This is a genomic window from Streptomyces ureilyticus (genome assembly GCF_011045025.1).
In the GTDB taxonomy this organism is placed as follows: Bacteria; Actinomycetota; Actinomycetes; order Streptomycetales; family Streptomycetaceae; genus Streptomyces; species Streptomyces ureilyticus.
Map to the genome: position 1 here is coordinate 1 of NZ_JAAKZX010000078.1, position 19,058 is coordinate 19,058.

General features: G+C 69.4%; 15 protein-coding genes and 2 pseudogenes. 9 read left to right on the forward strand and 8 right to left on the reverse strand.

Going from position 1 to position 19,058, the window contains the following annotated elements; genetic code table 11:
* The 7 genes and pseudogenes from G6048_RS23525 to G6048_RS23550 all read left to right on the forward strand — a co-directional run.
* Positions 1 to 2,830, forward strand: a 2,830-nt coding sequence (locus G6048_RS23525; RefSeq protein WP_165341575.1) for an aminotransferase class III-fold pyridoxal phosphate-dependent enzyme, incomplete at its 5' end; no start/stop codon positions are given.
* Positions 2,831 to 2,923: 93 nt separating this feature from the next.
* Positions 2,924 to 3,895, forward strand: a complete 972-nt coding sequence (locus G6048_RS23530; RefSeq protein WP_165341576.1) for a succinylglutamate desuccinylase/aspartoacylase family protein — start codon at positions 2,924 to 2,926, stop codon at positions 3,893 to 3,895.
* Between the two features lie 383 nt (positions 3,896 to 4,278).
* Positions 4,279 to 5,034, forward strand: a complete 756-nt coding sequence (locus G6048_RS23535) for a class I SAM-dependent methyltransferase (RefSeq protein WP_165341577.1) — start codon at positions 4,279 to 4,281, stop codon at positions 5,032 to 5,034.
* A 286-nt stretch (positions 5,035 to 5,320) separates the two neighbouring features.
* A complete protein-coding gene (locus G6048_RS23540) occupies positions 5,321 to 6,598 on the forward strand; it encodes an MFS transporter (RefSeq protein WP_328826768.1) in 1,278 nt (425 codons plus the stop codon).
* Positions 6,599 to 6,716: 118 nt separating this feature from the next.
* Positions 6,717 to 7,013 (forward strand): annotated as a pseudogene (locus G6048_RS23545) (VOC family protein); the annotation flags it as partial.
* Positions 7,013 to 7,216: pseudogene (locus G6048_RS49775) on the forward strand (RNA-guided endonuclease TnpB family protein); the annotation flags it as partial. The pseudogenes G6048_RS23545 and G6048_RS49775, both read left to right, overlap by 1 nt.
* An 82-nt stretch (positions 7,217 to 7,298) precedes the next feature.
* Positions 7,299 to 7,985 carry an alpha/beta fold hydrolase gene (locus G6048_RS23550; RefSeq protein WP_165341578.1) on the forward strand — a complete coding sequence of 229 codons (687 nt, stop codon included), beginning with the start codon at positions 7,299 to 7,301 and terminating at the stop codon, positions 7,983 to 7,985.
* A 145-nt stretch (positions 7,986 to 8,130) separates the two neighbouring features.
* On the opposite strand, the gene arfA is transcribed toward G6048_RS23550, so the two are convergent.
* The 8 genes from arfA to G6048_RS23590 all read right to left on the reverse strand — a co-directional run bounded on the left by arfA (position 8,131) and on the right by G6048_RS23590 (position 16,432).
* The gene (arfA, locus tag G6048_RS23555) at positions 8,131 to 9,645 is read right to left on the reverse strand and encodes an arabinosylfuranosidase ArfA (RefSeq protein ID WP_165341579.1); all 1,515 of its coding nucleotides are present in this window, start codon (positions 9,643 to 9,645) and stop codon (positions 8,131 to 8,133) included.
* Positions 9,646 to 9,769: 124 nt separating this feature from the next.
* On the reverse strand, positions 9,770 to 10,636 hold the full coding sequence (locus tag G6048_RS23560) for a carbohydrate ABC transporter permease (protein ID WP_165341580.1): 867 nt from the start codon (positions 10,634 to 10,636) through the stop codon (positions 9,770 to 9,772).
* The gene (locus tag G6048_RS23565; protein ID WP_165341581.1) at positions 10,633 to 11,571 is read right to left on the reverse strand and encodes a carbohydrate ABC transporter permease; all 939 of its coding nucleotides are present in this window, start codon (positions 11,569 to 11,571) and stop codon (positions 10,633 to 10,635) included. Before G6048_RS23565 ends, G6048_RS23560 begins: the two co-directional genes overlap by 4 nt.
* Positions 11,568 to 12,926, reverse strand: a complete 1,359-nt coding sequence (locus tag G6048_RS23570) for an extracellular solute-binding protein (RefSeq protein WP_165341582.1) — start codon at positions 12,924 to 12,926, stop codon at positions 11,568 to 11,570. Before G6048_RS23570 ends, G6048_RS23565 begins: the two co-directional genes overlap by 4 nt.
* A gap of 164 nt (positions 12,927 to 13,090) precedes the next feature.
* Complete coding sequence (locus tag G6048_RS23575) at positions 13,091 to 13,951, reverse strand: SMP-30/gluconolactonase/LRE family protein (RefSeq protein WP_165341583.1); 861 nt, start codon at positions 13,949 to 13,951, stop codon at positions 13,091 to 13,093.
* The gene (locus G6048_RS23580) at positions 13,948 to 14,721 is read right to left on the reverse strand and encodes an IclR family transcriptional regulator (protein WP_165341584.1); all 774 of its coding nucleotides are present in this window, start codon (positions 14,719 to 14,721) and stop codon (positions 13,948 to 13,950) included. The genes G6048_RS23575 and G6048_RS23580 overlap by 4 nt, the downstream gene beginning before the upstream one ends.
* A gap of 302 nt (positions 14,722 to 15,023) precedes the next feature.
* Positions 15,024 to 16,277, reverse strand: a complete 1,254-nt coding sequence (locus G6048_RS23585; RefSeq protein WP_165341585.1) for a PucR family transcriptional regulator — start codon at positions 16,275 to 16,277, stop codon at positions 15,024 to 15,026.
* A gap of 2 nt (positions 16,278 to 16,279) precedes the next feature.
* Positions 16,280 to 16,432: a hypothetical protein gene (locus tag G6048_RS23590; RefSeq protein WP_165341586.1), complete on the reverse strand. Its 153-nt coding sequence runs from the start codon at positions 16,430 to 16,432 to the stop codon at positions 16,280 to 16,282.
* A gap of 267 nt (positions 16,433 to 16,699) precedes the next feature.
* On the opposite strand from G6048_RS23590, the gene G6048_RS23595 reads away from it, so the two are divergent.
* On the forward strand, positions 16,700 to 17,677 hold the full coding sequence (locus G6048_RS23595; protein WP_165341587.1) for a DUF3068 domain-containing protein: 978 nt from the start codon (positions 16,700 to 16,702) through the stop codon (positions 17,675 to 17,677).
* Between the two features lie 225 nt (positions 17,678 to 17,902).
* Positions 17,903 to 19,054 carry a glycosyltransferase family 4 protein gene (locus tag G6048_RS23600; protein ID WP_165341588.1) on the forward strand — a complete coding sequence of 384 codons (1,152 nt, stop codon included), beginning with the start codon at positions 17,903 to 17,905 and terminating at the stop codon, positions 19,052 to 19,054.
* The last annotated feature ends 4 nt before the right edge of the window (positions 19,055 to 19,058 follow it).

The window sequence follows — 19,058 nt, forward strand, 5'->3', positions numbered from 1 at the left end:
CACCCGCGCGCAGCCGGACTCAGCCGACGTCCTCTGGCAGAACTCACTCCTCCAGCATCTGGCGTCCACCGTTCCCGACCTTCCGGTGCCACGACTGGTCCCGACACGCGAGGGGAAGTGCCTTGCCGACGTCGTCCACGAGGGCCGAACACACGTGGTCCGCGTGATGAGCTGGATCGAGGGCCGGGTCCTGGCGGATCTCGACGACCACCCCGCGGCGCTACTGCGTCAGCTGGGAGAAGCCGCTGGGCGGCTGAGCCTCGGACTCTCCAGCATGGAGCCACCGGTGGGCTTGGAACCGCACGACTGGGACATGCGCCGGGCCGCCGAGATCGTCGAGGCGTCGTTGCACGCCGTACAGGACGCGGACCGGCGGGAGTCGGTGCGCACGATCATGGGCTGGTACGACGATCTCCTGCCGGCATGGGACCGACTGCCGCGGAGCGTCGTACACCAGGATCTCAACGACGCCAACGTTCTGGCCGACGCCGACGAGGACGGGGTGCTGCGGATCTCGGGCATCGTCGACCTGGGCGACTCGCTCTACAGTGTGCGCGCGGCAGAGGTGGCGATCGCGGCGGGCTACGCCATGGTCCGCAAGGCCGACCCGCTAGCTGCGGCGGCCGAAGTCGTGGCCGGCTTCCACTCGGTGCTTCCCCTCACGGCTGAGGAACTGGCGGCTGTCTATCCGTTGGCGGCCGCCCGGCTGTGCATGAACGCCGTGACGTGGACGCGCCGGGTCGCCGAGAGCGGCACGCCGTACGGGCGGGCCCGCGTGCAACACACCTGGCCGGCGATCGCGCAGGTGGCCGAGGTCTGCCCCGACGTCGCCGAGGCGACGTTCCGGGTCGCGTGTGGGCTCCCGCGGACGCGGGAGCAGCGGGGTTTGGAAGAGGTCCTGGCAGAGGCGGCCCGAGACGGCGCCCCGCACGCACCGGCCCCGCAGCTGCTCGACCTGCGACCGGCCAGTGATCTCTACGACGAAGTCGACTGGCACGAAGCGAGGGCGGTGCGCGCGAGCATCGACGACGTCCTCGACGGACGGCGGCGGAGGGGCTACGTGCCCCACCTCAGCGCATCGCTGCTCCTGGGGGGCCGACGCCGCCCAGGAGCCGACGAGCCCGCGACGGTTCAGGTCGGCGGCTCGCTGATCGTGGCAGACGCCGAGGAGGTTGCCAGCCCGCTGTCCGGCGTCGTCGAGGCCCGCGGTGGCGCCGGTATGCCGTTGGTGCTGCGACATGCGGTCGAGGGGCTGGGGTTCTGGACGTGCTGGTGGGGACTCGACGACTCGCCGCCCGTTGCGGCGAGCGTCCCGGCCGGGGCGCCGCTGGGACGCGCCGGCGCGAGCGATGAGACGGACCCGCTCGGGCCCTGCGTCCAGGTGCAGATCCACCGCACCGCACGGATGGCCGCGTGGCCGCCGCCTCGTACCGTGCCGCCCTCCGCACGGCAGGTGTGGAGCCACCTGTCACCCGACCCCGCCCGGCTCTTCGGGCTCACCGAATCCCCCGCCGCGGTCCCCACCATCGACGACGTCGTCTCGGTGCGCCGTCGCCACATCGCTCGCTCCCAGCGCAACTACTACCGCAACCCGATGAACCTGGTGCGTGGGCGGGACGTGTGGTTCCACGACGAGGACGGCCTGGCCTATCTGGACTCGCTGAACAACGTCACCCACGTCGGCCATGCCGAGCCACGGGTGACGGCCGCCGCCACCCGACAGCTGCACAAGCTCAACACCAACAGCCGTTTCGTCTACCCGCAGATCGCCAGTTACGTGCAGAAGCTGGTGGCCACGCTGCCCGACCCGCTCGAGGTCGTCTTCCTCGTGTGCACGGGCAGCGAGGCAAACGACCTGGCGCTGCGGATCGCCCGCCAGGTGACAGGCCGTCAGCACATCGTCAACATCGACGGCGCGTACCACGGAAACACCGGCGTGGTGACCGGGATCAGCCCGAACCGTTACAAGGGCCCCGGCGGCGCCGGCGCACCCGCGACCACCCACGAGGTCGTCGTCCCGGACCGCTACCGCAGCACCTACGGGTACGACGACGCGGACGCCGGAGCCAAGTACGCGCGCGACGCCGCGGCTGTCATCGAGCGGATCACGGCCGACGGCCGACCCCCAGCCGCCTTCATCGCCGAGTCCCTGATGGGATCGGGTGGGAACATCGTGTTCCCCGACGGCTACCTCGATGGCGTGTTCACCGCTGCCAGGCGGGCGGGCGCCCTGTGCATCTCCGACGAGGTCCAGGTCGGCGTCGGACGACTCGGGCCTTGGTGGGGTTTCGAGCTCCAGGGGGTAGTCCCGGACATCGTCACGATGGGCAAGCCGCTCGGAAACGGGCATCCCCTCGCGGCGCTGGTCACGACTCGGGAGATCGCCGACGCGTTCGACACGGGCATGAAGTACTTCAACACCTTCGGCGGCAACCCGGTCTCCTGCGCGATCGGCGAGGCCGTGCTCGACATCGTCGAACAGGACGGACTGCGGGAGAACGCCGTGAGCGTGGGCGGGTACTTCGCCCAGTCGCTGCGCGAGCTCCAGCAGCGCCAACCGCTCATCGGTGACGTGCGGGCAGAAGGGCTCTACCTCGGCGTCGAACTGGTCCGCAACCGCACCACCAAAATGCCGGCCACTGAGCCGGCCTTCATGGTCACCGAGCTCATGAAGGAGCGAGGCGTCATCGTCTTCCCCAATGGCGTGCACGACAACGTACTGAAGATCAAACCGCCCATGACCTTCCGCCGCGAGCACGTGGATCTCTACGTCGACGCGCTGGACGATGTCCTGACCCTGCCCGAACTGCGCTCGGCCGTTCAGCCCTGAAGCGGGCAAGCCCTGGAGGGCCGCGCCTCCCAGCCGATCGACTTCATCACCACAAACGGCCGCACCGCGGCCTGAGCCCGAACGAGGAAAGCCATGACGCTGACCATCGGCCCGCTGAGGGCCGGGCCCGGCCAGAAGACCCGCGGAAGCCTGCCCGCCGACCTCGGCACCACGACGGCGGAGGTGCCCCTGGTCCTCGTCAACGGCACCCGTCCCGGCCCCCGGGTCGTGATCACCGGTGGCGTCCACGGCGGCGAGTTCATCGGCGTCGACGCGGCCACCCGCCTGGCCGGACTGCTGGAACCGGACGAGGCCGCCGGCCAGGTGGTGATCTGCCCCGTGGCCAATCCGCCGGCCGTCTACGGCGGCAGGCTCAACATCTCCCCGCTGGACGGCGTCAACATCAACCGCGTCTTCCCCGGCGACAAGGACGGCGGCCCCACCGACCGCATGGCGGCCTGGCTGTTCGAGAACCTGATCGACGGCGCCGATGCCTACGTGGACCTGCACAGCGGCGGCATCGACCAGCATTTGCTCGACTTCGTCGGCTACCGCCTGACCGGCGACGACGAGCTGGATGCGAAGAACAGGGGAATGGCCCACGCGGTCGGATACGAGCGAGTCATCTTCGGCACCAGCCCGGACGGCGGCAACAGCCACGCCGCGGCGAACCGGCAGGGTGTCCCCGCGATCCTCGTCGAGACCGGAAAGCTCGGCGACCGCGACTCCGCCACCGTGTGCAGGCTGCTCGACGCGCTGTACCGGCTCCTGCACCACCTCGGTGTCATCGAGGCGTCGGAGCACGTCAAGCCGGCGACCGTGCAGCCGCGCGACTGGATCTGGACGGGCGAGGCCGCGTCCCAGGTCACCGGTCTGTGGTACCCGGACGCGGTCACCGGCGACGAGGTGACCGAGGGACAGACCATCGGCCGCATCATCGACCCGATCGACGGCACCGAGCACAAGGTCACCGCCACCGCCACCGGAAAGATCATCTACGGCATGAACGGACTCACCGTCCGCCCCGGTACGGAACTCGCCGCCGTCGCCACCCCGCACCACTGACGGGCCCTGATGAGCAGCCGCAAGCGCATCGCCGCCGCAGCCCGGGAACTGCGCGCGGAGATCGTGGCCTCCCCGGCGAACCGGCCACCTCTGCCCCGCGAGTAGAGGATGCTGTTGGCGAATCCCCGTGGCAGTGCGGGCGCATCGCCCGACGCCTCCGGACTCGCGGTACGCGATCGCGGGAATGGGCCCAGTTCTACGCCGTCCAGGCTGATCTCCGCGGCCGCGTTCCACGGCCGCCGTCACGGATTACGTATCGCCCGCAGTGGACCACAATTGCACCGGCTCACCGAATTCGCCGACGGACTGGCTGAGTTGCTCACGGATCAGCTCAGGCGAAAATGAGCAGCCGTTGAGTGTCGTCTCCGGATACGTTCGGGCGCATGGCTGACGAGTTGTTCGTGCATCCGCGGCTCGCCGCGATCTACGACGTGCTCGATTCCGATCGCCGCGATCTCGATGCGTACGTGGGTGTCGTGGAGGAGTTCGGAGCGCGTCGTGTGCTGGATGTCGGTTGCGGGACGGGCGTCTTCGCGCTTCTGCTGGCCGATCGCGGGGTCGAGGTGGTCGGTGTGGATCCTGCCGCGGCGTCCCTCGAAGTGGCCCGGGCCAAGCCAGGCGCCGACCGGGTGCGCTGGATCCATGGCGATGCAACAGCGCTTCCCCCGTTGCAAGTTGACTTCGCGACGATGACAGGCAACGCTGCCCAGGCCGTCGTCGACCCGCGGGTCTGGCAGGACACCCTGCGCGGCGTCTACGCAGCGCTGCGGCCGGGCGGGCGTTTCGTGTTCGAGACCCGGGATCCCGCGAAGCGCGCCTGGGAGACGTGGAACCGGGAAGCCAGGTACGGCGTTACGGAGATTCCGGGCGTCGGCGCGGTGGAGCATTGGCTGGACCTGATCGACGTCAGTGGGCCGCTGGTGACGTTCCGCGGGACTTATGTCTTCGCCGCGGACGGGCAGGTACTGACGTCGGACTCGACGCTTCGATTCCGCGAACGGGAGGAAGTCGAGGCGGAGTTGGCCGCACACGGGTATGTGGTGGAGGACGTGCGGGATGCGCCCGATCGGCCGGGCCTGGAGTTCGTGTTCGTCGCGGTGCGGCCGGGCGATGACCCGGCAAACCGCCCTCGCGATTGAGCCGGTGACGGATCCGCTCCAGTTCGTCCCACAGGCGGCCGGGGCCGCCCTGGTCCGCCGTCGGCGAGTGGAGCGCGGGCCTCGTGGCCTGTTGCGCGCAGCCGCTCTATGCTCGAAGACGTCATCAACTACCGCATGACATCTGCCCGGTGACGGAGTCGGCGTGGGGTGCGCGTCCCCGCTCCACGTCACCACTGGACGACTTCAGGTGCAGCCACGGGTCGGCACATCCGGACGCCGACGACCCCGTGTGGCGCGTCCCGCCGGGCGGCGAAAGGGACGCGTCGTGCCTTCGGCTTCGGCGAACTATCGCACCCTGCTGCGCACTTCGGGTGCCGCGGCCTTCTTCTTTCCCGCCGCTGTCGGGCGTCTGGGCATCGCCATGACGGGGATCGGCATCGTCTGGCTGGTGCACGCGCGCACCGGGTCGTATGCCGCCGCGGGTCTCGTCACCGGCGGGTTCGCTGTCGCGGACGCCGTCGCCGGGCCCCAGATAGGGCGCCTTGTCGACCGGTTCGGGCAGGCGCGGGTGCTTCCCTGCGCGCTGGGCGCGCATGCCGGGGCCGTGGCGCTGCTGCTCGCCGGCGCCGTTCCGGACCTCGTCGCCGGGGTGCTCGTCGGGGCAACGCTGCCCCAGCTCGGTGCCCTGTCCGCCGCTCGCTGGTCCGCCCTGCTGTCCGGCGAACGGGCTGCCGCGCTGCCCACCGCCTTCGCCCTGGAGGCCCTCGCCAACGGCGTGTCCTACCTGGCCGGCCCGGCCCTGGTGAGCGTTCTCGGTGCGGCGGGCCGCCCGGGCGCCGGGGTGCTGCTCGCCGCCGCGCTCGTCGTCGGCGGCGGGCTCGCCCTCGCCGCCCAGCGCCGCACCATGCCGCCCCTCATCGGCCGCGCCGAACGCCGGCACGCCGGACGCGCGCTGCTCCGCTCCGCATTCCTGCGGCAGGTCGCGCTCGGCCTCGCGCTCGGGGTGTTCTTCGGCGCGATGCAGGTGTCCGTCGCCGCGTACGCCGTCTCACGCGGCACGCCGGACGCGGCAGCGCTGCTCTATTTCGCCTCCAACTGCACCAACCTGGTGGGCGGTTGGGCCTACGGAGCATGGCGCCCCGGCGGCTCACCCCGGCGCCACCAGGCAGCAGCAGCCGCCTGCCTCACCCTCACGAGCCTCCCGCTGACCTTCCTCGACGCGCCCCTCGCGGTCGGCGCCACCCTCGCCCTGACCGGACTCGCCATCCCGGTCCTCCTGATCCTCACCTCCGTCCTCACCGAGTCGTCGGTCCCGCGCGCCGTCCTCACCCAGGCGTTCACCTGGGGCAACTCCGCAAGCGCGGCAGGATCAGCGGGCGCCGCGGCGGTCGCGGGGCGGGTGGTGGACGCGGGCGGTGCGCACGGCGGCTTCGGGGTGGCGGCGGGAGCCGCGGTGGCGATGACGGTCCTGGCGCTCGGCAGTCTGCGGGACTCAACACCGGACCTGCCGAAGTCGGCCACGCCCGCGGAAACCACGGCGCCGCACCCACCGGCCACACGGCGGGATTCGTCCACGCACCGCAGGGCACCCCGAACTCCATGATCCGCAACGGGCGCCCCGCCTCTGTCGTATGTGAAGCACGTGCCCGTCCCCCTCGTCAGAGCCGCTACTGAGCGGCTCCGGGCCCGCTTGAGAGGATCGCGGCGTGGCGGACTCATCTATGCAGATCAATGCCCTCATCGTCGATGCCGCAGAACCCGAGCGGCTCGCCGCGTTCTGGTCCGAGTTGCTCGGCAGGCCGGTCGTGGGCCGTATGGGTCCGTATGTCTGGCTGCGGCGGGAGAACGGTCTGGGGCTTGGTTTTCAGCAAACCGCCGAACCCAAGTTGGGCAAGAACCGGATGCACTTCGACATCGCCTCTCCCGATCCCGCCGCCGAGCAGCAGCGGGTCGAGACGCTCGGTGGGCGCAGGCTGGACCAGTACACCGGTGGTGGGTTCCTGGTGATGGCGGACCCTGCGGCTTCATCACGCGCGGCAGCCGGGAGGACCAGGCCACGTTCGTATGCAAGAACCCCGACTGCGGATGGGAAGGCAACGCCGACCACAACGCAGCTCGGAACGTCTTGCACCTGTACCGGATCGGCCTCGTGGCGATCCCGGCTGCCGGGAGGGCAGTCGTCAGGCGCACCCGTGGCGCCAAACCCGCCGCCGCAAGGTAGACAGGAATCTCCTTCCTGAGCTTGCGAAGGGAGGAGAGCACTTCAAGGTGAGGGCCATCGAGCTGAAGAAGGGGAACTGACCGTGGACATCCTGCTCATTGGCGGCCTGTGGCTGGACGGATCCGCGTGGGGCAGCGTCGCGTCTGAACTGGAATCGCTCGGCCATCGGCCGGTGCCGGTCAATCTGCCGGGACAGGGGGACGGTGGCGCGTCCGCCACGCTCGACGATCAGGTGGCGGCGGTGCTCGCCGCGGTGGACGCGGCGGCCGGTAAGCCCATGGTGGTGGGGCATTCAGCCGCATGCGCGCTGGCCTGGCTTGCCGCCGACCTGCGGCCGGAGGGGCTGGCCAAGGTCTCCCTCGTCGGCGGTTTCCCGACCCTCGACGGTCAGCCGTACGCCGATTTCTTCGAGGTGAGAGATGGCGTCATGCCCTTCCCGGGCTGGGGCCCCTTTGAAGGGCCGGACGCCGCCGACCTCGACGACGAGGCCAGGCGAAAGTTCGCGGCCGCCGCGATCCCCGTGCCCGCAGGCGTCGCCAAGGGCGTGGTGCGGCTGACGGACGAGCGGCGGTTCGACGTCCCGGTCGTGGTCGTGTGCCCGGAGTTCACGCCCGCTCAGGCGCGGGAGTGGATCGGCTCCGGCGACGTCCCGGAACTCGCCCGGGCAAAGCACGTCGACTTCGCCGACATCGACTCGGGCCACTGGCCCATGTTCACCAAGCCCACCGAGCTGGCCCGAATCCTGGCCGAGGCGGCCGGCACGGTCTGATGGCCGGCACGGCCTGATGGGCCTGATGGGTCATGAGCCCGTGAGCGCGTACGTCCGGCCAGGGCGCGTCGGCGATCGCGGGGAGGGTTGGCTGGTGAGGGCCCTCCCCACGTCGTCGTACGAGGGGACTCTGCTGGTGGACGTACTAGCGAAGCCGGATCACGTTCCAGGACAGCGGCTCCAGTACGGCGTTCAGCGTGCCGTCCTGGAGTGTCGTGCCGTCCACGGGGTGCGGGGTGACGCGTTCCGGGTTGTCGAGGGTGTTGCGGGCGTCGGGGTCGGCGTCCGCGAGTGCGGTGTGCTCGAGCAGGGTGGTCAACTCCAGGCCGTTCAGGGCGACTTCGAGGGGGAGGGAGTCGGTACGGCTGCGGTTGACCGCGAACACCGTCACCGAGCCGTCCTCCGCCCGCACCGCCGTGGCGTGCAGCAGGTCCGCTTCCCCGTACTTCTTCGTCTCGTATGTCGGTGAGTCGACCCGCACGTCGAGGACTTGGCCACGCCCGTGGCGCGAGGCCTGCGCGAACGGGAAGAACGTCGTCTGGCGCCAAGCCGGGCCGCCCGGCTCGGTCATGATCGGGGCGATGACGTTGACGAGCTGGGCGAGGCAGGCCACGGTCACGCGGTCCGCGTGCCGGAGCAGGGCGATGAGGAGTGAGCCGAAGACGACCGCGTCCATGACGCTGTAGTTGTCCTCCAGGAGGCGAGGGGCCTCGGGCCAGTCGTCCTGCTCGAACGTCTTCGCGTGCTCCTCCCACTTGGGCAGGTACCAGACGTTCCACTCGTCGAAGGAGAGGTTGATCCGCTTCTTCGACTTGAGCTTCGCGCCCACGTGGTCGGCGGTCGCGACGACGTTGTCGATGAAGGACTCCATGTCGACGGCGGAGGCGAGGAAGGAGTCGAGGTCACCGTCCTCCGGCCAGTAGTAGGCGTGGAGAGAGATGTAGTCGACCAGGTCGTACGTCTCCTTGAGGACCGTCGCCTCCCACTCGGCGAACGTCGGCATGCTCTGGCTGGAGGAGCCGCAGGCGACCAGCTCGACGGTCGGGTCGAGCTGGCGCATCGCGCGGGCCGTCTCGGCGGCGATACGGCCGTACTCCTCCGCCGTCTTGTGGCCCGTCTGCCAGGGGCCGTCCATCTCGTTGCCGAGGCACCAGAGTTTGATGCCGAAGGGGTCCTTGTCGCCGTGGACGATGCGCTTCTCCGCGAGTGCGGTGCCGGAGGTGTGGTTGGCGTACTCCTGGAGTTCCAGGGCCTCGGCGACACCGCGGGTGCCGAGGTTGACGGCCATCATGGGCTCGGCCTGGGGGCCGACCTTGCGGAGGAAGGCGATGTACTCGGAGAGGCCGAAGCGGTTGGTCTCGGTCGAGTGCCAGGCGAGGTCGAGGCGGCGGGGGCGTTCGTCCGCGGGGCCTACCGAGTCCTCCCACTTGTAGCCGGATACGAAGTTGCCGCCGGGGTAGCGGATGGCTGTCGCGCCGAGTTCGCGGACCAGGTCCAGGACGTCCGTCCGGATGCCGTGTTCGTCGGCGGTGGGGTGGCCCGGTTCGTAGATGCCGGTGTAGACGCAGCGGCCGAGGTGTTCGACGAAGGATCCGAAGAGCCGGGGGTTGACCTCGCCGACGGTGAAGGCGGGGTCGAGGGTGAAGCGGGCGGTGTGCATTTTTTCCTCTCGGGGCGCGTTCTGTGGGGGGTGGTTCGTTTCGCCGGCGGCTGCGGGTCCATTGTGGCTGGTCGCCCAGTTGAGCCCACTACAGAGGGCTCAACTGGGCGACCACTTAAGAGAGTTACTGCCCTGCCAAGCCCGTATGGGCCACCCCCGCCACGATCTGGCGCTGGAAGAAGACGAACACGATGATCAGCGGGAGTCCGGCCATCAAGCCGCCCGCCATCAGCTGCGCCCACTGAATGCCGTACGAGTTCATGACCGTCGCGATGCCGTTGGGCATGGTCATCAGGTCCGGGTTGTTGGTCACCATGTAGGGCCAGAGGAAGTTGTTCCACGACGCGATGAACGTGAAGATGCCGACCGCGGCGAGGGAGGGGCGGGAGAGAGGCAGAACGATGGTGAAGAAGACCCGCCAGCGGCCGGCTCCGTCGATGAAGGCCGCCTCCTCCAGTTCGCGCGGGATGCCCTGGAAGAACTTGTAGAGGATGTAGACCATCGCGGCGGGCGCGCACTGCGGCAGGATCATGCCCCAGTAGGTGTCGACCATCCCCATCTGCTGGACCGTGGTGAACAGGGGGACGCCGAGGACCGCGGGTGACACCATCAGGCCCGCCATGACCAGGCCCAGCAGGACGCCCTTGCCGCGGAACTCGGTGCGGGCGAAGCCGTATCCGGCGAGGGCGCTGACCAGCAGAACGACGGAGGTGACGCAGACGGAGACGACGAGGGAGTTCACGAACCAGTTGGTGATGTTGCCGGTCTCGAAGATGGCTTTCCAGGCCTGGCCGGTCCACTTCTCCGGCAGCCAGTGCGTCGGCACCGCGACGGCCTCGGTCTCGGACTTGAGGGAGGTGAACAGGGCCCAGGCGAGCGGGGACATGAACACCACGGAGACCGCGGTGCCGAGCAGGGTGAGAAGGATCTGGCTCGGGGTCCAGGGCTTGCGGGCCTTCGGGGAACTGACCCGGATCTGCGTGGCGGTCATCGCACGCCCTCCTCACCTTTACGCAGCAGCCACATCCGCGCGACGGCGAAGGACGCGATGATCACGAAGAAGATGATGGAGATCGCGGAGGCGTAGCCCACGCGGTAGCTGGTGAAGCCCTGTTCGAGGGTGTACTGGACGATGGTGCGGGTCGATTCCTCGGGGCCGGGAAGGAAGTCCATCATCACGACGGCCTGGTCGAAGACCTGGAGCGAGGCGAGGATCTGCAGGGCGATGACGAGCCCGGTGATGTTGCGCAGCATCGGCAGGGTGATGTGGACCATGCGGTGCCAGGCGTTCGCGCCGTCCAGCTTGGCGGCCTCGTAGAGGTGGTCGGGGATGCCCTGGAGCGCGGCGAGGTAGAGCAGGAAGCTGAAGCCGACCGTCCACCAGAGCGTGCAGATGACTACGGCGAGCATCGCGTACGACTTGTCGGTCAGCCACGGTGTGTCGATGCCGAAGACGTGGTTGATCATGCCGGTGCCGGGATTGAACAGCCACTGCCACAGGTTGGCGGCGACGGTGGAGGGCAGCAGGAACGGGGCGAAGAAACACAGCCGCCACAGCCACTTGCCGCGCTCGATGTGGTGGGCGAGCATCGCGAGGAAGAAGGCGAGGACCGTGATGCAGGGCACGACCAGGAGCGTGAAGTACGCGCTGTGGCCGAGCGTGTCCCACACCAGGGGATCGTCGAGGGCCTCGCGGTAGTTGTCGAGGCCGACGAAGTTCGCGCTGTCGCCGGAGATGTTGGCGTCGGTGAAGCTGAGGTAGACGCCACGCAGCAGCGGCCAGATCACGAAGAGCGCGAACAGGGTGAGGAACGGGGCGACGAACCAGCCGCCGTGCTGGAAGCCCTGCTTGCGGCGGACGGTGGCGGTGTCGGCGGCGGTCTTCGCGCGCGCCGGCCGGATGACGGTCTGGGCGCTGGTGGTCATGCGACCGTACCTCCCTGCGCGGCCGTCTTGCCGTCCATGGGGTTCTTCGTCGCGAGCAGTCTGGTGAGCTCGCTCTTCATCCGGCGGGCGGCGGTCTCCGGCTTGGCGGAGCCCATCGTCGAGGAGACGACGATGGGACCGACGCGCTGGGCGAGGGTGCCGGTGGACCCGGCGAACCACACCTTCGGTTCGGTGGCCTGGTGGTCCATGGCCGAGACGTACTCGTTCTGCGGGCTCATCTTCTTGTACGCGGCCGTGGACAGGATCGGCCGGTAGGCGGGGATGTGGCCGCCGAGCGCCCATTGCCGGGCGTGCCTGATGACGTAGGCGGCGAGTTGGTGGGCGCCTTCGTTGGCGGGGCCGCCGCGGTCGGCCTGGTGCGGCAGGACGAAGGCGTGCGACTCGGCGTGGGTGGCGGGCTTGCCGAAGACGGGCGGCAGCGGGGTGGCGCCGTACTCGACTTTCGCCGTGTCGAAGACCGGCACCGACCAGTTGCCCTCCCAGACGAAGGGGGAGCCGTTGACGAACTGTTCGGCGCTCGCGAGGCCCCCGAAACTCGGGTTGGAGTACCCGTCGGTGATGTGCCGGCGCAGGAACTCCAGAACCTGGGTGACCTTGTCGGTGTCGAAGGTGACCTCGGTATCGGCGTCGTTGAACCAGGTGCCGCCGAACTGGGTGTAGAAGGCGAGGAAGAACCACCACTGGAAGTTCTGGTCGCTGTTCCAGAAGCCGATGGTCTGCAGGCCCTTCTTCGTGGCCCCCTTGGCCTCCTTCAGCACGTCGAACCACTCGTCGGCGGAGGTGACCGGGACCATCCGGCCGTCGTCACCGAGCAGCCCCGCCTTCTTCAGCACGTCCTTGCGGTAGAAGCAGAGCTGGACGTGGATGTCGAGCGGGACGGCGTAGAGCTTGCCGTCGATGACGCCGCGGTTCCACAGCTGAGGGCTGAAGTCCTGCTCGCGTACGCCGTACTTGGCGAGCAGGTCGACGTCCCAGGCGTCCAGGAGACGGCCGGGCGAGAATCCGGTGACCCGGCCCATGTGCATGACGCCGAGGTCGGGTGCGCGGTTGCCCGCGGCCGCCATGGCGAGCTTGGTGTAGAAGGGGCTGCCCCACTGGAGGGTGGAATCCTTCACCGCGATGTCCGGATGGTCCTTACGGAAGGAGTTCAGCATCGCGATCATGTTGTAGCCGTCGCCGCCACTGAAGAGGTTCCAGTAGCGCACCCGGGTGTCCGCGCCGGAGGCCAGCGCATCGGCGCCGGTGCCCAGCGCGGCGAACCCGAAGCTGCCCGCGATCGCTAATCCGCCGATCCCGCCCAGCAGTTGCCTGCGATTCAGGTCAGGTCGTCCCATGCCCCGCCTTACTGTCGGAGATGCCTGGCCATCCGGGATTTCGAATGGCGGCCGCTACTTCGAACGGGACCGTAGAATCGAAGCGCTTGCGCGTCAAGGGTTCACGAGAAAGCGCTTTCCCAATCCCATTGCTGGACAGGGAAAGCGCTTCGTGAAGTGTGCGGCTACCCGGCGAACGCCGGCTGCGCCAGCCCCTTCCCCGCGCCCGGCACCACCAGCACCGAGCCGGACATCGGATGCGGGTCCTCCAGCCCCGTGCGGGCCGTGGTGATGTACAGGTCCGTCAGGTCGGGACCGGCGAAGGCGCAGGCCGTGGGGCGGCGGGTGGGGAGTTCGATCACTCGGTCCAGGTCGCCGGACGGGGTGTAGCGGCGGACGGCGGCGCCGTCCCAGAGGGCTACCCAGACGCAGCCCTCGGCGTCGACGGTGAGGCCGTCGGGGAAGCCGGAGCCGTCCTCGATGGCCGCCAACTGGCGCCTGTTGACCGGTCGTTGGTCGTCTCCGATGTCGAAGACGTCGATGCGGCGGGTCGGCGAGTCGATGTAGTACATCAGGCTGCCGTCGGGGCTCCAGCCGAGGCCGTTGCTGACGGCCACGTCGTCGAGGACCACCTCCACCGCGCCGTCGGCAGTGATACGGGAGAGGGTGCCGCCCCCCGGCGCCTCGTCGTAGCGCATCGTGCCCGCCCACAGCGAACCGTCGGGGGCGACCGCGGCGTCGTTGGCGCGGCGGCCGGGGACGACTTCCCGGTGCAGCCACCGGAAGCCGTCGGGACCATCGGCGCCGTCGGGACCGAGGAGCGCCACGCCGTCCCGGAGGTTGAGCACCAAACCGCCGCCCGTACGAGGCTTCGCGGCGCCCACGTGCTGCTCGGTCGTCAGGACCGTACGGCGGCCGGAGTCCGGTTCGTACGTGTGGACCCGGGAGCTGAGGATGTCGACCCAGATCAGCCGCTGGGCTTCGGCATCCCAGGTCGGGCCCTCGCCCAGGGTGGCGTATTCACGTACGGCCACTTCGACGGTCATGCCACGCTCCGGTGTCCGAGCCGCTCCGACAGGTCCGCGGCGCCCTTCATGGCGAGCTGCTCCAGCTCGCCGCGGCGGTCGTCGCTCCAGCGGATCATCGGTACGGAGATGGAGAGCGCGGCGACGACCTGGCCCGTGCGGTCGCGTACGGGGGCGGCCACGCAGCTGACGTCGGGGTTCGACTCGCGGCTCTCCACTGCTACGCCCCGGCGGCGGATCTCGGCGAGGGCCTCGCGCAGAACGGCCGGGTCGGTGATGCTGTTCGGTGTCATCCCGGCGAGCTCGGCGTCCTCGGGGACCCGCGAGGTCAGCTCGGAGTCGGGGAGCGAGGCGAGCAGCATCTTGCCCACGGAGGTGCAGTGCGCGGGGAGGCGGCGCCCGGCGGCGGACACCATGCGCACGGCGTGCGTGGAGTCGACCTTGGCGATGTATATGACGTCGGTGCCCTCCAGGATGGCCACGTGCACCGTCTCGTCGCAGGTCTCCGCGACGGTCCGGGCGACCTGCTGGCCCTCGGCGGCGAGGTCCAGCTGCTCGGCGTACCGGCTGCCGAGCTGATACGGGCGCACACCGAGGCGGTAGCGTCCGGGCTGGCCCGGTACTTGCACGATGTACTGGCGAGCGGCGAGCGTGGTCACCAGCTCGTGCACGGTGGTGCGGGGCAGCTGGAGCTTGCGCACGATGTCGGGGGCGGAGAGTGTTCCGTCCCCGTCGAGAAAGAGCTCGAGAATGTCGAGAGCCCGGGTCACGGCTGGCACGAGACGTCCCACGACCGGCCCCTCCCTAGTGTTCGATATTTCAACAGACGATCGGCATGACGAACACAGGCTACTCATAGTGGCTTTCGCCAGGCAATATGCAGGCAATCACGGACCCCTGAGCAGGGAAAACACGTTTGCGCTCCGCTGGATGCGCTGAAACTGCGGGTCCGTTGTGGCTGATCGCTCCCCCACTCTCGGCTGCTCCCCCACTCTCGGCTTCGCTCGAGCGGGGGGACCCCCATGAGCGGAGGACCCCCATCGCGGCGGAGCCGCAAACGTCACGGCCCCGCGCCCCTTACGGGGCGCCAAGCTCACCGCCGAGCCCGAGGATCCCCCAGCTCCCCCCGAAGCCGCTGCGCACGCAGCACCAGCTCCAGCTCGAACCGCCGATCGGGATCGTCGATCTCGTCCCCCCACAGCTCCCGAATCTGCCGAAGGCGATACCGCACGGTCTGCGGATGGACCCCCAGCCGAGCCGCCACCTCCGGAGCCCCACCCCGTGTCTCCAGCCACGCCAGCAGCGTCTCCGCCAGCCGGCGCCCATGAGTGGGCCCGCAATGGGCGAGCGGCGCCAGGGAGCGCAGCGCCAGGTCGTCGATCAGCTCCTCGGGCTGGAGGAGGACCAGGGCCTCCGTGTGCTCCGTGCAGTAGAGGACGTCCCCGGAGGGGAGCAGTCCGCGCTCCATCAGCCGTACCGCCGCCTCGGCCCAGCGCAGCGACTTCGCCGCGTCGGCCAGCGGGACCGGCGGGCCGATCGCGCCCGCCCAGCCGGTCATCGCGCGCCGCAGCAGTTCGGGGCGCCCGGCGGCGCCCGGGTCGGGCACCACCATCCGGGGCTGCTCGCACTCCATGTCCAGCAGTACGCCCTGCCCGACGGCGGGGGCGACAGCCTCCCGGGCGGGCCGCAGCAGTACGCCCACCGCGACCTTGCCGGGAATCGGCCAGCCGATGCGCGCGGCCCGTTCGACGAACGCCTCGGTCGGGTCGCCCCGGTGGTGCTCGGTGAGCAGGAGTTCCATGAGCCCGCGCTGGAGGCGGAGCCGTTCGCCGGCCTGCCGGGCGGCGGCCTCGGCGTAGCCGCGTACGGACTGGTCGACGAGCCCGTCCAGGTACTCGTAGCCGGCGTCGACGAGTTCGTACATCGCGGGCGGTGGGATCTCCACGCGCTGCCCGATCTCGGCGAAACGGCGCCAGGCGAGGCGTACTCCCATGCGGTAGATCGCCTGGAGCGAGTCGAGACTGCGGCCGTTGAGTCCCTCGCCGCGGCCGAACTCCTGGAAGACCTCGGGGTGGACGCGCGGGCGGCCCTCGGCGGCCTCCAGGTGCTGGATGAAGACCTCGATGGCCCGGCGGATGCCGATCAGCGCCATGGGTTCGCCGGAGTCGTCGAGGACGACGGGCAGGTGCGGGTACTCGCGGCGGATCTCCCGCAGGATCTCCTCGGCGAGGTCGGGCGCCTCGGCCAGGGCGATGGCCGCGAACTGCCGGACCTTGAGGCGTGGTACGTCACGCCATGCCGAGCGCACGGTGACGGTTCCGGTGGTCGCCGGGGTGCGGAGCGCCATGGTCAGCGCTCCTGGCCGGCCGTCTCATACGTGATGAGGGGGGTGTTCGGCTGTTCCGGAGTCGCGTTCAGCAGCGCGACGATGCCGACGGCGGCGCCGACGGCGAGTACGGCGGCGGCGGTGACCGTCAGCAGGGCGGCAAGAAGTCTGGGCATCGAAAGTTCAGCCCTCTCAGTCGAAAAGTGGTCCCACCGGGTTGAATGGCGGTCCCACCCCGGCCAACCGCGGCAGAAATCTGTGCGGTTGCCTGCCCATTCATACGCCCCAGCCGACCCCTTCCGGCAAGGGACAGTCTCGACAATGCATTGACACTTAGTCAAGGGTGCGCCTACGGTTCCCGCCCCATACCGCTTGTGCACCCTCCCACCACTGTGTCCGCACATCTCTGTGCCTGGTCACCACAAGCCCTCTGGAGTGCCCGGATGCGCCGCACTGCCTCACCGTTGTCGCTGGTCCTGCTGGGTTTGGGCGTGTTTTTGCTCGTCCTGGCCCCCCTGCTCGCCTGGTATGTCGAGCCGCGTGCTAAGCAGAACCCGATCGACATCGATTCCAAGACCATACTCACCGGCACGGGAAGCTATTTCGACACGGACGAGATCGAAACCGTTCACAACAAAAAGATCACGATCACCCGGCAGGTCCGTGGCGATGTCGCCGACAGTGAGAAGAGCGGGCGGGCGATCTGGGACGTGTCCACGACCCTCGACACCGAGAAGTCGCTGCCGGCGGCCGACCCGCACGACGCGCTGCTCTGGACGACGGAGCGCTGGGTGACCAACCGGAAGACGAACGCCCCGGTCCACTGCTGCCAGGAGAAGCCGTACATCGAGGGCGAGGCGTATCTGAAGTTCCCCTTCGACGTGCAGAAGCGCGATTACCGCTGGTGGGACAGCACCCTGGGCTCGACGATCACATTGAACTACCAGGGCAAGAAGAAGATCCAGGGGTACGAGGGCATGCAGTTCACCGCGAAGGTGGCGCCCGCCAAGAACGGCACCCGGATGGTGCCGGGCACCCTCGTGGACCAGCCCGAGCGCAGCCAGGTGCTCGCCGAGGAGTGGTACGCCAACCACGGCGTCGAGCTGGTCGTCGACGAGCCCACGGGCCGGATCCTCTACGCCGCGACCGGGATCCGTCAGACGCTGCGGGCGCCGGGTTCCGACGAGGATGCGGCGGTTCTGCTGGACAGCAAGCGCCTCGCCTTCACCACGGACACACAGAAGGAGCAAGTGAAACTCGCCAAGGCCGACAGTCGCCAACTGCGCCTGGTGGGACAGACGTTGCCCATCGGGGCGGCTGGAGCGGGCGGACTGCTCGCACTTGTGGGGGTCGTTTTGGTGGTACGCGGTCGTCCGCATCCCGAAACGTCCGAGTCGTCCCAGCAGCTGCTCACAATTTGATGAGACGTCAGCGGAATAAAGCCCCGAATTTGTCACCTGGGTGAGTAGCCGCATCGAACCGCTGGGCGAAAACTATCCACCCCCACCCAAGCACAGCCTGCCCACACCATCGCCACAGTCGGTCCCACAACCACCACACATCCGCCCCGCGTGACCTTGTCGGAAACCCCGCACCCGCCGAATCCCCCACGCTGGTTCCGCACCCCGAGACGAGTTGGAGCACCCATGCCCCAGCACGTGCCTTCCTCGCTGCGCGCTGCTTTCCCCCGCACCGCGCAACGAACGCCGGCGCGCTCCCCACAGCCGCGCCGGATCGTCTTCCTCGCCCGCCGTGATTTCGGCAACGCGGCGGCGGGCGGCTCCGAACTCCTCGTCGACAAGCTCGCCGAGGGCCTGACCCAGCTCGGCCACCAGGTCACCCTGCTGTGCGGGGGGCCGGCCGCGTACCGCGACTACCGAGTCGTATCGGCCGGGGGCGACCTCGGCCACTATCTGAAGGTCCGTTCGGCGTTCCAGCGCCAGGTCGGCGACTGCGATCTGCTGGTCGAGGTCTGCAACGGGATGCCGTACCTGGCACCGTTGTGGCATCGCGGACCGACCCTGTGCCTGGTCAACCATGTGCACACCGATCTGTGGAAGATGCGGTTCGGCGGTCCGCTTGCGCCCGCCGCCCGCCTCGGCCGAAGACTTGAGCACTGGGCGCTCGCGGGCGCCCAGCGCAAGAACCTGCTGGTCGCAGTCTCCCCGTCGACGGCACACGCGCTGCGCGACATCGGCGTCGAGCGTGAGCGCATACGAGTCGTCCACAACGGCGTCGAGGAGCCCGGCCCGCGGGCCGAGCGCTCACCGGAGCCGCTGTTCCTCGCGATGGGACGGCTCGTCGAGTACAAGCGCATCGATCTGCTGCTGCGGCTGTGGGAGCGGGTCCGCCCGGTCACCGGCGGCCGTCTGGTGATCGTCGGCGACGGGCCCGAACGGCAGCGCCTGGAGCAACTCGCGGGCCCCGGCGTGGAGTTCAAGGGCCATGTCTCCGAAGCCGAGAAGCACCGGCTGCTCTGCGCCTCCTGGATGCTGCTGCACCCCTCCGCCGTCGAGGGCTGGGGTCTGGTGGTGACCGAGGCCGCCGCCCGGGAGACTCCGGCCATCTCCTTCGACGTACCCGGTCTGCGGGACTCCATCGTGGACGGCGAGACCGGTCTGCTGGCCCGCGGCGAGTCGTCGTTCGCGGCGGCCTGGTGCACCCTCGCCCTGTCCGCCGAACGCCGCACCCTGATGGGCAAGGCAGCCCGTGAACGTGCCGCCCAGTACCGCTGGCACCAGACCGTGCGGCAGTTCCGCGCGGTGGCGGCGGAGGCGGTGAGGAGCTACCAGCCATGAGCAC

Coding starts and splice junctions, on each gene's coding strand:
- G6048_RS23600 (WP_165341588.1), top strand. CDS start 17,903: ATGCCCCAGCACGTGCCTTCCTCGCTGCGCGCTGCTTTCCCCCGCACC.
- G6048_RS23590 (WP_165341586.1), bottom strand. CDS start 16,432: ATGCCCAGACTTCTTGCCGCCCTGCTGACGGTCACCGCCGCCGCCGTA.
- arfA (WP_165341579.1), bottom strand. CDS start 9,645: ATGCACACCGCCCGCTTCACCCTCGACCCCGCCTTCACCGTCGGCGAG.
- G6048_RS23585 (WP_165341585.1), bottom strand. CDS start 16,277: ATGGCGCTCCGCACCCCGGCGACCACCGGAACCGTCACCGTGCGCTCG.
- G6048_RS23595 (WP_165341587.1), top strand. CDS start 16,700: ATGCGCCGCACTGCCTCACCGTTGTCGCTGGTCCTGCTGGGTTTGGGC.
- G6048_RS23565 (WP_165341581.1), bottom strand. CDS start 11,571: ATGACCACCAGCGCCCAGACCGTCATCCGGCCGGCGCGCGCGAAGACC.
- G6048_RS23535 (WP_165341577.1), top strand. CDS start 4,279: ATGGCTGACGAGTTGTTCGTGCATCCGCGGCTCGCCGCGATCTACGAC.
- G6048_RS23530 (WP_165341576.1), top strand. CDS start 2,924: ATGACGCTGACCATCGGCCCGCTGAGGGCCGGGCCCGGCCAGAAGACC.
- G6048_RS23575 (WP_165341583.1), bottom strand. CDS start 13,951: ATGACCGTCGAAGTGGCCGTACGTGAATACGCCACCCTGGGCGAGGGC.
- G6048_RS23560 (WP_165341580.1), bottom strand. CDS start 10,636: ATGACCGCCACGCAGATCCGGGTCAGTTCCCCGAAGGCCCGCAAGCCC.
- G6048_RS23570 (WP_165341582.1), bottom strand. CDS start 12,926: ATGGGACGACCTGACCTGAATCGCAGGCAACTGCTGGGCGGGATCGGC.